This is a genomic window from Nocardia niigatensis NBRC 100131, from assembly GCF_000308655.1.
GTDB classification, from domain to species: Bacteria; Actinomycetota; Actinomycetes; order Mycobacteriales; family Mycobacteriaceae; genus Nocardia; species Nocardia niigatensis.
Map to the genome: position 1 here is coordinate 40,437 of NZ_BAGC01000033.1, position 14,889 is coordinate 55,325.

Consider the following 14,889-nt stretch of genomic DNA (forward strand, 5'->3'; position numbering starts at 1 on the left):
GCGGCGGACGGATCGACGACGATCCCGAGAGGAACGCCCGTTGAAAGGACACTGCCAGTGACCGCAGTACCCGAGGATTTGCGCTACTCCGAAGAGCACGAGTGGGTGAGCAAAGTGGGTCCGACCCGGGTGCGGGTGGGTATCACCGATTACGCGCAGTCGCAGCTCGGTGATGTCGTGTTCGTGCAGCTGCCCGCGCTGGACTCCGCGGTGGCGAGTGGTGACAGCGTCGCCGAGATCGAATCCACCAAGAGCGTGTCCGACATCTACGCTCCGCTGGCCGGGAAAGTCGTTGCGGTGAACGATCTTCTGGACGGTGAGCCGGAGACGGTCAACTCCGACGTCTACGGCGACGGATGGCTCTTCGAGCTCGAGGTGGACTCCGCCGAGGCGCTCGACGCGGCGCTCGGAAAGCTCCTGGATGCCGCAGGTTATCAAGGAGTTATCGGAGGCTGAAGGAGCCTTCACAGTTCTACCTGCACGGGTACGCCCTGGCAGGGTACGGTCAATGCCAACAGAAGTGCGCGCAGCCGGTGCCCGGAACATTGGGGCCTGCCCGAAGCGGGGAGTGGCCGGAGTGCCGCATCGCTGAGGGCATCAACTGCTTGCATGGATTATTCGGTTCGAGGAGGAGAGCAAGGGTGAGCGAGAACAAGGACCCGGGTTACCAGGAAACGGCAGCAGAGACCACTTCGGTGTTCCGTGCCGACTTCCTGAACGAGGTCGACACGTCGCGCACCGAGCAGACCGGCGAGCAGCCGGTGCAGGGAGTGGAGGGCCTGCCCGCGGGCGCGGCCCTGCTGGTGGTCAAGCGTGGTCCGAACGCCGGCTCGCGCTTCCTGCTCGACCAGCCGACCACGTCGGCGGGACGCCATCCCGACAGTGACATCTTCCTGGACGATGTCACCGTCAGCCGTCGCCACGCGGAATTCCGCCAGGATGACGACACTTTCCAGGTGGTCGATGTGGGCAGCCTCAACGGCACCTACGTCAACCGGGAGCCGGTGGATTCCTCGGAGCTGCAGAACGGTGACGAGGTCCAGATCGGCAAGTTCCGGTTGGTGTTCCTGACCGGTCCCCGTCCAGCGACAAGCGATTCGTCGGCTCTATAGGACCGAGCGGAATGACTGGCGCAGCGCAGTGGACGCGCGGAGGCATGTCGATCGGCTCCGTGCTGGATCTCCTGCGTCCGGATTTTCCGGACATCACCATCTCCAAGATCCGATTCCTGGAATCGGAGGGCCTGATCAGCCCGGAGCGCACGCCCTCGGGGTACCGCCGCTTTCATGTGGCGGACGTCGAGCGCCTGCGCTTCGTGCTGACCGCGCAGCGGGACCAGTACCTGCCGTTGAAGGTGATCAAGGAACAGCTCGAAGCGATCGACAGTGGGGCGGCGACGCTCGGGGTCCGGGAGGCCCGGGCCCGGGCGAACGCCGTGGGAGGGTCCGTGCCCGATTCCAGACCTGGGCCCGATGGCAGAGATGGCCTGTCGCCCAATGGAGGCGGCCGCCTGCGGCGGCTGAACGCCGTGCCGGGTGAGGTGTCGCCCGAGGAGCTCCGGTTCGATCACGAGATCCGGATCACCCGGGCCGATCTGCTGGATCAGGCGGGCATCGACGAGAAGTTCCTGACCGAGCTGATCCGCGCCAACCTCATTACCCCCGGCGCCGCAGGCTATTTCGACGGTGACGCCGTCACGCTGGCGCGCACCGCCAAGGCGTTGAGCGAATTCGGTTTGGAGGCAAGGCATCTGCGCGCCTTCAAATTGGCCGCCGATCGTGAGGCCGCCATGGTCGCGCAGATCGCCGCCCCGATCGCCAAGAGCCGCGACGCGGACGCCCGCGCCCGGGCCGAGGAGACGGTTCGCGAGTTGGCGGCACTGTCGCTGACCCTGCACACCTGCCTGGTGAAGACCTCGGTGCGCGCGTCCCTCGGGGGCTGAATTCTTCGCCTAGACTCGGTATTACAGCCGGGTTGGGCGGCCGGTGAGGATTTTGGGAGGCAGTGCGATGAGCGAAATGCGTGTGATCGGCATCCGTGTCGAACAACCACAGAATCAGCCCGTGCTGTTGCTCCGAGAAGTCTCCGGCGACCGCTATCTACCGATCTGGATCGGCCAGGCCGAGGCCACCGCGATCGTGCTGGAGCAGGAGGGTGTGACTCCGATCCGCCCGCTGACTCACGATCTGATCAAGATCCTCATCAAGGAGCTCGGGCACACCCTCAAGGAAGTGCGGATCGTGGATCTGCAGGAGGGCACTTTCTACGCCGACCTGGTCTTCGAGAACGATCTACGCATCTCCGCGCGGCCCTCGGATTCGGTGGCCATCGCGTTGCGGGTGGGGTGCCCGATCTATGCCGAGGAGCCGGTGCTGGAAGAGGCCGGACTGGTCATGCCGGACGAGCGCGAGGACGAGGTCGAGAAGTTCAAGGAGTTTCTCGAATCGGTATCTCCCGATGACTTCAAGGCCACGGACAGCTGACCAGTTCCTGACCGGGGGTTGATCTCGAAAAGGGACAAAACCGGGTCTCTACCTCAGGTTTAGGGTTAAAAACACGCGCCTGTTCATGCTTTGACGGTGCCGATTCTCCCGCGACAATCAGGGGAGTAGCCTCGATTGTTAGGCCAACGCTCCAGAGTCGATTCGGTGTCGTTTCCACCGAGATGAGCCCAGCCCTGATAGGCAAGCAGTAAGGGAGTAGTCAGTGGGAGATCAACCGCAACCTCAGGATGTGGTGCAGCCAGGGCTGTTCCCGGATGACACGGTGCCCGACGAACTCGTCGGCTACCGCGTGCCCAGCGCTTGTCAGGTGGCCGGCATCACCTACCGCCAGCTCGATTACTGGGCCCGCACCGGACTGGTCGTTCCGTCCATCCGGAGTGCCACCGGATCCGGCAGCCAGCGCCTGTACTCGTTCAAGGACATCCTGGTCCTGAAGATCGTCAAGCGTCTCCTCGACGCCGGCATCTCGCTGCAGAACATCCGCATCGCGGTGGACCACCTGCGCAGCCGCGGTGTCGAGGACCTCGCCGGGATCACCCTCTTCTCCGACGGCACCACCGTCTACGAGTGCTCCTCCGCCGAAGAGGTGGTCGATTTACTGCAGGGTGGGCAGGGCGTGTTCGGCATAGCCGTCAGCGGCGCCATGCGTGAACTCACCGGCGCGATCGCCAACTTCCCGGCCGAGCGGGCCGAAACCGCGGTCAGCTCGGACCGTCCCGAGGACGAGCTGTCCTTCCGCCGCAAGGCCCGCATGAGCAAGACCGGCTAGACCCCGCTTTCCGAACGCGCGTCGCCTCCGGGCGGCGCGCGTTTCGTGTGCCCGGAGAAGGTGATCCGGGAGCAAGCCGGAGTGTGAAACTAGACCAGGCAACATTGTTGTAACCTGGCGCCGCTTAGACTGACAGTGCGTCGCAGCCGTGCGGGAGAGTTCCGGGGTTAGTCTCGGACGCCGAAGGAGCAGCACCTCCCCGTCAATCTCTCAGGCACCAGGGACCGTGCGGAGTTTCGACGCCTCTGGAAAGTGGTGACCTCGCGTCACCCGCCCATGGTGAAAGGTCAACGGCCGCAAGGTCGAGGGCTGAATCTCTCAGGCATCGAGGACAGAGGGGGAGGGCAGACGACACGTCGGCCGCCTGGCCGACCCCCGCCCACCCCTTTGGAGAGCAGCCGTGATCTGGACTCGATCCTTCGCCGACCGCCACATCGGCCCCGACAGCGGTGAGACCGGCCGCATCCTGGAGACCGTGGGCGTCGAGTCGCTGGACGAACTCGCCACCAGGGCCGTGCCCGCCAGCATTCTGGACGCGCCGGAGGGCAACGGGCTGAACGCGCTGCCCGCCGCGGTGTCCGAGCACGAGGCGCTGGCCGAGCTTGCGGCGCTGGCGAATTCGAACACCGTCGCCATCTCCATGATCGGGATGGGCTACTACGACACCCTCACCCCGCCGGTGCTGCTGCGCAATCTGATCGAGAACCCGGCCTGGTACACGGCGTACACGCCCTACCAGCCCGAGATCAGCCAGGGCCGGCTCGAGGCGCTGCTGAACTTCCAGACCATGGTCGGCGACCTGACCGGCATGGAGGTCGCCAATGCCTCCATGCTCGACGAAGCCACCGCGGCGGCCGAGGCCATGACGCTGCTGCAGCGGGCCAACCGCAAGAGCAAGTCCGAGCGGCTGCTCATCGACACCGACCTGTTCCCGCAGACCCGGACCCTGCTCTACACCCGCGCCGAGCCGCTGGGCATCGAGATCGTCGAGGCCGATCTGGCGGACGGGCAGCTTCCCGAGGGCGACTTCTTCGGCGTGATCGTGCAACAGCCGGGCGCGTCGGGCCGGATCGTGGACTGGGCCCCGGTCATCGAGATCGCGCACGCGCGGGGCGCGCTGGTGGCGGTCGGCGCGGATCTGCTTGCGCTGACCCTGATTACGCCGCCCGGCGAGCAGGGCGCGGACGTCTGTTTCGGCACCACGCAGCGCTTCGGCGTGCCGCTGGGCTTCGGCGGGCCGCACGCCGGCTACCTCGCGGTGCACAGCGCGCACGCCCGGCAGCTGCCGGGCCGCCTCGTCGGCGTGTCCGTGGACGCGGACGGCAACCTGGCCTACCGGCTCGCGCTGCAGACCCGTGAGCAGCACATTCGCCGCGAGAAGGCGACCTCCAACATCTGCACCGCACAGGTGCTGCTGGCCATCCTGGCCGCCATGTACGCCTCCTACCACGGCGCCGACGGCCTGCGGTCGCTCGCGCGCCGGGTGCATGGACACGCCCAGTGGCTCGCCGCGGGGCTCGGCGACGCGGTCGTGCACCAGAGCTTCTTCGACACCGTGCTGGTGAAGGTGCCCGCCGGCGCGGAAGCCATCGTGGCCAAGGCGAAGGGCGAAGGGATCAACCTGCGCCTGGTCGACGCCGACCATATCGCCATCGCCTGCGACGAGGTCACCACCGACGCCCACGTCGTCGCCGTGCTGGACTGCTTCGGCGCGGAGGTTCCCGTCGGCCCCGAGGGCGCGCTCTTCCACGGCAGGCAGCGCCCGCACATCGAGGTCCGGACCTCGGAGTACCTGACCGCGCCGGCATTCACCAAGTACCGCACCGAGACCGCCATGCTGCGCTACCTGCGCGCGCTCTCGGACAAGGACATCGCGCTGGACCGCAGCATGATTCCGCTCGGCTCCTGCACCATGAAGCTGAACGCGGCCGCGGAGATGGAGCCCATCACCTGGCCGGGCTTCAACCGGGTGCATCCCTACGCGCCGGTCGAGGACGCGCCTGGCCTGATCAAGCTGATCGAGGACCTGGAGGGCTGGCTGTGCGCGGTCACCGGCTACGACCGGGTTTCCCTGCAGCCCAATGCCGGTAGCCAGGGCGAGTACGCGGGCCTGCTGGCCATCCGCCGCTACCACCTGGATCGCGGTGACTCGCACCGCGACACCTGCCTGATCCCGTCCAGCGCGCACGGCACCAATGCCGCCTCCGCGGCCATGGTGGGCATGCGGGTGGAAGTCGTGAAGACCCGCCCCAACGGCGACATCGACCTCGACGACCTGCGCGCCAAGATCGCCGACCACGCCGAACGGCTGGCCTGCATCATGATCACCTACCCGTCCACCCACGGCGTGTACGAGCACGAGGTGGCCGAGCTGTGCGGCCTGGTGCACGAGGCCGGCGGCCAGGTGTACGTGGACGGCGCGAACCTCAATGCCCTTGTCGGACTGGCCCGTCCGGGCAAGTTCGGTGGCGATGTCAGCCACCTGAACCTGCACAAGACCTTCTGCATCCCGCACGGCGGCGGCGGTCCGGGCGTCGGCCCGGTGGCGGTGCGCGAGCACCTGGCGCAGTACCTGCCCGGCGATCCGCTGGTGCCGGGGTCGCACGCGGTGTCGGCGGCCATGTACGGTTCGGCGTCGATCCTGCCGATCACCTGGGCCTACATCCGCATGATGGGCGCCGACGGCCTGCGCCGCGCCACCCTGACCGCCATCGCCTCGGCCAATTACATTGCGCGCAAGCTGGATCCGCACTTCCCGGTGCTCTACACCGGCGACAACGGCATGGTCGCCCACGAGTGCATCCTGGATCTGCGCGAGATCACCAAGCGCACCGGCGTCACCGTCGACGATGTGGCCAAGCGCCTGGCGGACTACGGCTTCCACGCCCCGACCATGAGTTTCCCGGTGGCGGGCACCCTCATGGTGGAGCCCACCGAGAGCGAGAACCTCGAAGAGCTGGACGCTTTCATCGCGGCCATGATCGCGATCAAGGGCGAGATCGACCAGGTCGAGGCCGGGGTATGGCCGGTGGAGGACAACCCGCTGCGGGGCGCGCCGCACACGGCGGAATGCCTGGTCGGCGAGTGGGATCACCCCTACAGTCGCGAGCTGGCCGTCTACCCGATGGGCGTGAGGCACGCCCGGGCCAAGGTGTGGCCGTCCGTGCGCCGCATCGACGGCGCCTACGGCGACCGCAATCTGGTGTGCTCGTGCCCGCCGCTGGACGCCTACGCCGAGTGATCGGCGTCGCCGCTCCTGAACGGTGAAGCGCCCCATCGGTTCGAGAACCGCTGGGGCGCTTCGCCGTTCGCCGCCGAGGGTCAGATCTTGACGGGCTTGTAGGTGGCGATGGCCCAGATCACCACGACATCGAGCGCGATGATGAGCAGCGACCAGGCGGGGTAGTACGGAATCCAGAGGAAGTTCTCCACGATGGACAGGGATGCCAGCACCAGCGCGGCGATCCGGCCCCAGGTGGTGCCCCGGAGCAGGCCGATCGCCACGATGACCTCGATGATGCCCAGGCCGATGTGGATCCAGCCCCAGCCGGTGGTGTTCATCTTGTAGACGTAGTCGTAGCCGACGACCAGCAGGTCGTCCGACGCCACCGCGGAAATGCCCTGCAGGATCGAGAGCACGCCGACGACGAGCAGCAGGATGCCCGCCGCGATGGTCGTGCCGGCGGCGAGGCCCTGCTTCAATGTGGGTTCGGGAGCAGTGCTATGTGCCATTCGCCGAATATGCCACGGGTTTGCTGACCAATGCGGAAAGCGCTGCCGAAGTGTCGCCTTTCCGGTTTGCGCGGTCGGCGCCGGATCGGTCAGGGGGTGGTCAGCGCCTGCGAGACCGCGGTTCCGAACGGCAGGTCCGCGGTGGTGTTCACCTTGGTGTACGTGCCGCCGGTGCGCTGGGTGAGGGTCTGCAGGGTCTGGGTGCCCGGGCCGCCGACCACGATGACGTCGATCCGCACCGGATGCGCCGGATCGGTCGCGCCGGCGAGGTCGGCGAGCAGTTGATCGCCGGTGACGGTGGAATCGTCTTCGGGGCCGTCGGTGATCAGCAGGATCGAATTGGTGCGGGCCGCGGCGTAGTTGGCGATCACGTTCTTGTAGGCCGCCAGCAGCGTCGGGTAGGTGCGGTCCGGCTTGGAGGTGCTCGCGGTGACCGTGGTCAGGGCCTGGCCGATGGCGGTGCGCTGGTCGTTGGACAGCGGCGCGGTCGGGGTGAGCACCTTGTACGGATTGTTGCCGTCGAGGTTCTTCGAGTACTCCCACAGGCCCAGGCCGAACTCCGGCGGCATGACGCCCATCGTGGATTCCAGTGCCGCAACCGCATTGGCGAGGCGGGTGCCGTAACCCTCGGTGGCGGACATGGAGGAGGAGACGTCCAGCAGCACGGTGGCCTGCACGCCGAGGATCGGGTGGGCGAGGATCTGGCCGACCTTGTCCAGCACGGCCTTCGCCGGGACCGGGGTGGTGGCCGGGGGCGCGGCGCCGAAACCGTTGTCGGTGAACAGCTTCGACTGGTCGGGGGCACGCAGGAAGTCGGCGAACAGGCCCGCTATCAGGTTCTGGGTCTGGTCGACCCAGGAGCCGGTGAGCTGGGCGGCCGGGTAGTCGGCGACCGGGCCGGCGCCGTCGGGGCGGAAGGCGGTCAGGCCGTCGCGGGCCCGGATCTGCTGCTCGGTGGCGGCGACCGCGTGCAGCGGAGCGGTGGCCGGGTCGGCAGCGCCGGACAGGTCGGTGAGCGCGCCGGCCACGTCCTTGGCGGCCGGTGCGTCCGCGGCCAGGTTGGAGATGGCCGAGACCACCTGACCGGTGGCGACGGCCTTCTCGTCGAGGGGCTCGGTGCCGGAGACGCCCGAGCCGACCGCGGCCGCGACGGCCTGCGCGCTGTCCCCGGTGGGCAGGGCCAGGCGCAGCCTGCCCCAGGTGGGCAGGCCGAGATCGGCGAGCGAACCCTCCTGCAGCTTCGGCAGATCCGACCAGTGCACCTTGCCGGCCTCGAGCGCGCGGCGCAGTTCGTCGGGGACGGCCAGGGAGATCGGGCTGACCGCGATCGGGGCCGGCGTGCCCGCGATCAGGCCCGGCACCCGCATCTGCTCGACCGAGCGGGAGGATTCCGGAATCCAGAGCGCGGGCTGCGGGCCCAGCGCGGGATCCCATGACTTGCCGGAGGTGAAGGCCGCGACCATGGCCGCCGAAGGCTGTGCGGTCACGGCCACCTCGGCGCAGTGGTCGCGCACGTGCGGTTTGGTGGTGTTGAACCGGTCGGCGGCGGCCCTGACCGGGGTGAGGATGTCAGGATCGACGGTCACGTTCAGGGTGGCGGTGCCCTCGACGCAGGAGGCGGCGGCCCGGTTGTCGCGTTCCTTGGACCGGTCCGACAACCAGGCCCAGCCGACGACGGCCAGCGCTAGCACGATCACCGCGACGACTACTATGACCGGTCCCTTGCTGATCCCTCGTGACCCGCCCTCGGCGCGATGAGTACCCACGAGCGACCATCCTATGTTGACGTCCTGGTAGCGCCTGTGCCAGGCGGTTACGCGAAATCCGACCGGCCTGGACCTGCGGCGGGGAACGACAATGGCGGCGACTCCGGAAGGAAGTCGCCGCCGAGGTGTCAGTCGCGGATCAGCTTGCCGCGGTCGTACTCGTGACCGCCCCAGACACCGGACTGGCCGGTGCGGGCCGCGAAGTCACCACATTCGCGGCGGATCGGGCAGCCCGCGCAGACGCCGCGCGCGTAGTCGAAGTCCTGCGACGGGTAGGGGAACCACGCCTCGTGGTTCGGGTCACCCTTGCAGGCCGCGCGCTGCCAGTAGTCCTTCGAGTCGGAGATGGGGAGCAGATCCGCAAGGGTCGGCTCCAGCAGTGCAGTGTTCGTCATCGGATCTCGCTCCTTTCATGTCCGATCACGCGGGATGTGCGTTTTCCGTTCAACGAGCCCGGACCCGGTCCCTGGAGATCAGGACGCCGCCAGTTCCTTCCAGACCTGGCGCTGGGTCCGCTCTCTGTCGTTGGGGGCTTTGGGCTCCCACAGCAGGCGCATGCCGGCCTCCTCGGGGGTCCGGTCCGCCTTGTACGTATTGCAGGGACCGCACGCGGCGATGAGGTTGGCCCAGGTGTTGGGCCCACCCTTCGAACGCGGGCGGATGTGGTCGACGGTGCGGGCCCAGTCGTTGCAGTACCCGCAGCGGTAGTGGTCGCGGCGCAGAACCGCGGCCAGGGTGGCGCGGCTGTCGTCGTCGTGCACGAGAATCCGGTGCTCGAGGTAGATGTAGCGGGTGAGCCGGATGGTCTCCGGCAGTGCCAGCTCCAGGTGCTTCGAGCGGATCGGGAAGTGCGGCTGCCGATCGCTGACCGTCTCGGCGGCGCCGCTGAGCAGCAGCACCATCGCACGGTCGGCGCGGATCGTGGTCAGCGCCTCATAGGAGGCGTTGAGCAGCAGCACTCCGGCGTGTATCCAGTTGTCGGTGGTTATCTCCGGGTCTTCGGCATGACGGAACAGCATGGGGTTCACCATGTTTCGTGAAAAGGGAACGAGCAGGAGGGGGAGTCGGCCGCTTACGCGTGAGCCTGGAGACGGCCGCTGGTCCGGTCATCGCCGCGCAGGCTGCGTTCGGCGTGGCGCATGCGTAGGGTGCACCGGTCGGGCGAACTCGGATGTTGTCCGCTGAACTTCGGATTCAATGCCGTCTCCTCCTTCCTGCTGGTCACGACCGTGACGGTCGGATGATTTTCGGTGAAACACATGGTGGCACAACGGACCTGCCGTTGTCGTGGTGATTTTCTGCGACCCCCTACCAGCATGCCAACGAGTGGGGGCGCGGGATTGTTCCACGGAGAGCAGGATCACATCGGAGATTCACTGGCAGGTAACCGAACCGGCGGCGGCTGTGCGGATTCGATTCATCGCCGGTTACCTGCCGAAGCTACCGTAACGGGTACTCGGGAGGAGCCGCGTCATGGAATTCCGGCATTTGGTCTCGTTCATTACGATTGCCGAGGAGTTGCACTTCGGCCGCGCAGCGCAGCGCCTTCATCTCACTCAGCCAAGTTTGAGCGCTCAACTCCAGAAACTGGAGAAGTCGCTCGGGGTCCAGCTGGTGGCCCGGAATTCGCACGAGGTCCGGCTCACCGCCGCCGGGCGTGAGTTCGAGTTACAGGCCCGCCAGATCGTCGCCCAGATGGACCGGGCCGCACGCGCGGCCAAGGCCACCGCGGAGGGCCGTGCGGGCACCCTCAATATCGGATACAACCTGCCGGCCAGCCGGCATGTGCTGCCGGAGACCCTGCTGCGCATGACCGAACGCCGTCCCGACATCGTGGTCTCGCTGTGGGAGAAGCGCACGGGACCGCAGCTGGCGGCGCTGTCGGACGGATCCCTCGACATCGCCCTGGTGTACGGCCACCCCAGCACGGTGGAGTTCCGCTACCGCCGACTACTACACCGGGTGCCGCTGGTCGCCGTGGTGGGCCGGCGGCACCGCTGGGCCGATCGGCCGGGAGTGCCGTTCGCGGAACTACAGGGACAGGACTGTGTGCTGTTCACCCGCGAGCAGTGTCCGGCCATGTACGACACCATCTTCCGGTGCGCCGCTCAGACCCGCATCTCGCTCAACGTGGCCCACCACGCCGACGATCCGGGTGCGACGGCGCACATGGTGTCGGTGCGGCCGCTGGTCGGGTTCGCCTCGCTGCCGCGCGCGATTTCCATGGGAATGGGTGCGCCCGGCAGCAATTCGGTGGCGGTGAAGTTATTGGATCCGGTGCCCACGCTGGACTTGTATGCGGTGTGGCGGGCCGAGGAATCGAATCCGGCGGTGGAGGCGTTTCTCGATTGCGTCGAATCCGCGGAACCGGCACCACTCGATGATCCTCGCCCGGTTTCCGTGGCGGCGATTCGATAGGCAATGACTTTCGCGCGGTAGGAAGGCCGGTCGGGCGGCGACGAGAATGATTGCCGCCCACCAGAATTCATTTCGTGAACACTGCGCCTGTCACGAAGACCACGCCTGTCACGAACCCCGGGTCCGGTACCCCCGCGACGCCGGTCGCCGCCCGATCAGATACCGGCAACGGTGTCGAACCGGCCGCCACGGCCGGCCTGTACGAGATGGTCGCCACGGCGGCGGCCCGGCACCCCGATCGGGAGACCCTCGCCGACGGTGAGGGCGCGCCTCTGACCTGCGCCGAACTGGACCGGCAGGTGCGCGCGGTGGCCTCCGCGCTGCTCGACCGGCGGGTGGCCGCCGGTGACCGGGTGGCGGTGCTGGGCCGGACCGGCCTGGCCTGGGCGCTGCTGGACTGCGCGGTGCTGGCCATCGGCGCGGTGGTGGTGCCGGTGTATCCGACCTCCTCGCCCGCCCAGATCGAGCACATCCTGACCGACAGCGGCAGTGCGTATTCCGCGGCGGAGACCGCCGCGGACGCGGAGCGGCTGCGCGCCGCGGGCGCCGGCGAGGTCTGGACCTTCGAGGACATCGCCGCCTGGGCACGGGGTCCGGTGCGGGCCGACCTGGACGAGTACATCGCGCCGGTGCGGGCCGACGACCTGGCCATGATCGTCTACACCAGCGGCACCACCGGAGTGTCCAAGGGCTGCATGATCACGCACCGCAATATGTACGTGTCGTCGGCCAACACGGTCCGCCAGACCGGTGAGCTCTTCGACGGCGTCACCGCGCTGGCGCTGCCGCTGTCGCACGTGTTCGGACAGACCACGCTGTTCGCCTGCCTGTTCGGGGGCGCGAGAACACATCTGCTGCCGGGCATTCCGGAGCTGGTGCCGGCGCTGGCGCGGCTGCGGCCGACCTTCCTGTCGCTGATTCCCTACGCGCTGGAGAAGATTCGCAAGCACTGCCGCTCGCTGCTGACCCCGGAGGACGAACAGGACGCCGTGGTCACGGGCCTGATCCGGTTGCAGAACGGCGACGGGCCGGTGGCCTCCGAGGATCCGGTGGCCGCCGCGCTGGGCGGGCGGTTGCGCTATGTGATCTCCGGCGGTGCGTCCCTGGATGATTCGACCGCCGGGTTCTACGCGGGCTTCGGCACGGTCATCCTGAACTGCTACGGCCTGACCGAGGCGGCCACCGCGGTGACGGTCAGCGCCCCGGAGAACAACCGGCTCGGCACCGTCGGCAAGCCGATTCCCGGGACCTCCGTGGGCATCGCGGCCGACGGTGAGGTGCTGGTCAGTGGCCCGCATGTGTCGCCGGGCTACTGGGGCGCCGCCCGTGACCAGCGTCCGGTGGACGACGAGGGCTGGCTGCACACCGGGGACATCGGCGTCCTCGAGGACGGCTATCTGCGCATCACCGGCCGCAAGAAGGAGATCCTGGTGACCTCCGGCGGCAAGAACGTCGCGCCCGCCCCGCTCGAGGATCGGGTGCGGCTGCATCCCCTGGTCAGCAATTGCATGGTGGTGGGGGAGGGACGGGCCTTCGTCACCGCGCTCGTCACCCTCGACGCCGAGCGCGCGCAGGCGTGGCGACTCGAGCACCCCGACCAGGACCCGGCGACCGCCGTTCAGGTCGCCGTCGACGACGCGAATTCTCTCGTGTCCCGCCCGGAATCAATTCGCGAGTTCCGGATTGTGGCAGGCGATTTCACCGTTGCCAACGGATTGTTGACCTCGTCACTGAAATTGCGCCGCGCGGCCATCGCGGAAACCTATTCGGCCGATATCGATCTCCTCTACTCGACGAAGCGAAAGTGAATTGAGCATGTACGACGTCATCGTTGTCGGTACCCGGGTTTCGGGTTCCCCGCTGGCCATGTTGCTGGCACGCAAGGGTTATCGGGTGCTGGCGGTGGACCGCGCGCAGTTCCCGAGCGACACCCCTTCCACGCACTACATTCACCAGGCCGGCCTGAGCCTGCTCGAGACCTGGGGTCTGCTCGACCGTGTGGTGGCCACCGGCTGCCCGCCGGTACGGCACCTGAACTTCACCTACACCGACATCGACATCCGCGGCATGGCCGACCCGTCGACCGACGGCATCGACGCCGTGTACTGCCCGCGCCGCACCGTGCTGGACAAGATCCTGGTCGACGCGGCCGGTGAGTCGGGCGCCGAGATGATCGAGGGCTTCACCGTCACCGGCCTGTTGCGCGACGGCGACCGGGTGGCCGGTATCCGCGGCCGCGTCGGCGACGGTCCCGAGCAGGAGTTCCGGGCGCGCTTCGTGGTCGGTGCGGACGGCGCCAACTCGATCGTGGCCAAGGAGGTGGGCGCGCAGGTCTACGAGGGTTCCGAGGCCGCGTGCTTCGTCTACTACTCGTACTACGAGGGCCTGGACTGGGGCATGAACCACCGCACCGGTTTCGGTGAGCAGCAGTTCGCGGCCTGGCCGACCAACGACGACCTCTACCTGGTCGCTGTCATGCGCAAGCGGGACCGGTTCCGCGAGTTCCGCGCCGACCCCGATGCCGGCGTACAGGAGATCGTGGATCAGATCGACCCGGAACTCGGTGCGCGCCTGCGGGATACGGGCAAGCGGGCGGAGCCGTTCCGTCCCATGCTGTATCCCGACAACTACCGCCGCCAGTCCTTCGGCCCGGGTTGGGCGCTGGTCGGCGACGCCGGTTACCACAAGGACCCGTTCACCGGCTGGGGCATCACCGACTCCTTCAAGTACGCCCAGCTGCTGGCCGACCTGGCCGACGAGAGCCTGTCGGGCGGACGGCCTTTCGAGGAGACCCTGCCCGAGTATCAGCGGGAGCGCGACGCCCAGAGCGCCAGCACCTACGAGCTGACCCTGAGCATCTCCGAGCTGACCCTGACCCCGTACTACGACTCGGTGTTCCGGGCGACCAGCATGAGCCCGGACTACATCAAGAAGTTCTTCGGCCTGATCGCCGGGCTGTACCCGTCGGAGAAGTTCTTCGGAGAGCAGGAACTGGCCGAGCTGTACGAGCTGGTCGGCTTCCCGGAGGCCGCGCGCCACGTCTCCAAGGCCGAGGCGTCGCTATGAGCACCCCGGGCCTGATCGCACTGGGCGACAGCTTCACCGAAGGTCGCGGCGACCCGGCCGCGGCCGGCGGGTACCGCGGCTGGGTGACGCGGCTGGGCGGCCAGCTCGGGATGCGCCCCGGCGCCATCCGCAATCTGGGCGTGCACGGCGCGACCACCGGTGACGTCCTGCGGCAGCAGCTGCCGCGGGCCGGTCGCACCGAGCTGTACGGCGTGGTCGCCGGGGTGAACGATCTGGTGAGCGCCTTCGATCCGGAGGCGTTCGAGGACAACCTGAATGCCCTGTTCGGCACGCTGACCGGCACGGGCGCAACGGTTTTCACCGCCGACTACCCGGATATCCCCGCGCGCCTGCCGGTTCCGGAGAACTTCCGGGGCCTGCTGCGCGAGCGGTTCGCCTTCGCCAACGCGGTCATGGCCCGGGTCACGGCCGCCCACGGCGTCCTGCTGCTGGATCTGTCGGCCCGCCCCGAATGGGAGCTGGCCGCCACCTGGACCGAGGACGGGCTGCACCCGAGCCCGTCCGGTCATCGCCTGTTCGCCGCCGCCGCGGCCGAACTCATCGCGTCCACCACCGCCACCATCGTCGCCGCCTGAGCGACACGGCTCACCACACCATGGTTCGAGAGGATTTT

At 67.9% G+C, this 14,889-nt stretch carries 15 protein-coding genes and 1 riboswitch; of the genes, 10 read left to right on the forward strand and 5 right to left on the reverse strand.

What is annotated here, in order from left to right:
* Positions 1-57: 57 nt before the first annotated feature.
* The 6 genes from gcvH (at position 58) to gcvP (ending at position 6,514) form a co-directional block, all read left to right on the forward strand.
* A complete protein-coding gene (gcvH, locus tag ON33_RS08350) occupies positions 58-456 on the forward strand; it encodes a glycine cleavage system protein GcvH (RefSeq protein WP_051151805.1) in 399 nt (132 codons plus the stop codon).
* A gap of 185 nt (positions 457-641) precedes the next feature.
* Positions 642-1,112 (forward strand): glycogen accumulation regulator GarA, encoded by a 471-nt coding sequence (gene garA / locus ON33_RS08355; protein WP_040857187.1) that lies wholly within the window; start codon positions 642-644, stop codon positions 1,110-1,112.
* A gap of 11 nt (positions 1,113-1,123) precedes the next feature.
* On the forward strand, positions 1,124-1,942 hold the full coding sequence (gene ftsR, locus ON33_RS08360) for a transcriptional regulator FtsR (RefSeq protein ID WP_040857188.1): 819 nt from the start codon (positions 1,124-1,126) through the stop codon (positions 1,940-1,942).
* 67 nt (positions 1,943-2,009) lie between these two features.
* Positions 2,010-2,483 carry a bifunctional nuclease family protein gene (locus ON33_RS08365; RefSeq protein ID WP_040807814.1) on the forward strand — a complete coding sequence of 158 codons (474 nt, stop codon included), beginning with the start codon at positions 2,010-2,012 and terminating at the stop codon, positions 2,481-2,483.
* Positions 2,484-2,706: 223 nt separating this feature from the next.
* Positions 2,707-3,273, forward strand: a complete 567-nt coding sequence (locus ON33_RS08370; protein ID WP_040857189.1) for a MerR family transcriptional regulator — start codon at positions 2,707-2,709, stop codon at positions 3,271-3,273.
* 141 nt (positions 3,274-3,414) lie between these two features.
* A riboswitch (glycine riboswitch) is annotated at positions 3,415-3,510 on the forward strand.
* Between the two features lie 163 nt (positions 3,511-3,673).
* Positions 3,674-6,514 carry an aminomethyl-transferring glycine dehydrogenase gene (gene gcvP, locus ON33_RS08375; RefSeq protein ID WP_040857190.1) on the forward strand — a complete coding sequence of 947 codons (2,841 nt, stop codon included), beginning with the start codon at positions 3,674-3,676 and terminating at the stop codon, positions 6,512-6,514.
* Positions 6,515-6,594: 80 nt separating this feature from the next.
* Here the strand turns inward: gcvP and ON33_RS08380 are convergent, their stop codons facing one another.
* The 5 genes from ON33_RS08380 to ON33_RS42700 form a co-directional block, all read right to left on the reverse strand.
* Positions 6,595-7,005, reverse strand: coding sequence for a DUF7144 family membrane protein (locus tag ON33_RS08380; RefSeq protein WP_040857191.1), 411 nt, complete (start codon positions 7,003-7,005; stop codon positions 6,595-6,597).
* Positions 7,006-7,094: 89 nt separating this feature from the next.
* Entirely contained in the window at positions 7,095-8,771 is a 1,677-nt protein-coding gene (locus tag ON33_RS08385) for a substrate-binding domain-containing protein (protein WP_040857192.1), read from the reverse strand.
* Between the two features lie 128 nt (positions 8,772-8,899).
* A complete protein-coding gene (locus ON33_RS08390) occupies positions 8,900-9,166 on the reverse strand; it encodes a WhiB family transcriptional regulator (RefSeq protein WP_040857193.1) in 267 nt (88 codons plus the stop codon).
* A 78-nt stretch (positions 9,167-9,244) separates the two neighbouring features.
* On the reverse strand, positions 9,245-9,790 hold the full coding sequence (locus ON33_RS08395) for an HNH endonuclease (RefSeq protein WP_040857450.1): 546 nt from the start codon (positions 9,788-9,790) through the stop codon (positions 9,245-9,247).
* Between the two features lie 53 nt (positions 9,791-9,843).
* On the reverse strand, positions 9,844-9,996 hold the full coding sequence (locus ON33_RS42700) for a hypothetical protein (protein WP_218001385.1): 153 nt from the start codon (positions 9,994-9,996) through the stop codon (positions 9,844-9,846).
* Between the two features lie 248 nt (positions 9,997-10,244).
* On the opposite strand from ON33_RS42700, the gene ON33_RS08400 reads away from it, so the two are divergent.
* The 4 genes from ON33_RS08400 to ON33_RS08415 all read left to right on the forward strand — a co-directional run bounded on the left by ON33_RS08400 (position 10,245) and on the right by ON33_RS08415 (position 14,851).
* The gene (locus ON33_RS08400) at positions 10,245-11,189 is read left to right on the forward strand and encodes a LysR family transcriptional regulator (protein WP_040857194.1); all 945 of its coding nucleotides are present in this window, start codon (positions 10,245-10,247) and stop codon (positions 11,187-11,189) included.
* Between the two features lie 74 nt (positions 11,190-11,263).
* Entirely contained in the window at positions 11,264-12,997 is a 1,734-nt protein-coding gene (locus tag ON33_RS08405) for an AMP-dependent synthetase/ligase (protein WP_245550386.1), read from the forward strand.
* Positions 12,998-13,004: 7 nt separating this feature from the next.
* Positions 13,005-14,255, forward strand: a complete 1,251-nt coding sequence (locus ON33_RS08410) for an NAD(P)/FAD-dependent oxidoreductase (protein ID WP_040857452.1) — start codon at positions 13,005-13,007, stop codon at positions 14,253-14,255.
* Positions 14,252-14,851 carry an SGNH/GDSL hydrolase family protein gene (locus ON33_RS08415; RefSeq protein WP_040857196.1) on the forward strand — a complete coding sequence of 200 codons (600 nt, stop codon included), beginning with the start codon at positions 14,252-14,254 and terminating at the stop codon, positions 14,849-14,851. The genes ON33_RS08410 and ON33_RS08415 overlap by 4 nt, the downstream gene beginning before the upstream one ends.
* Positions 14,852-14,889 lie beyond the last annotated feature (38 nt).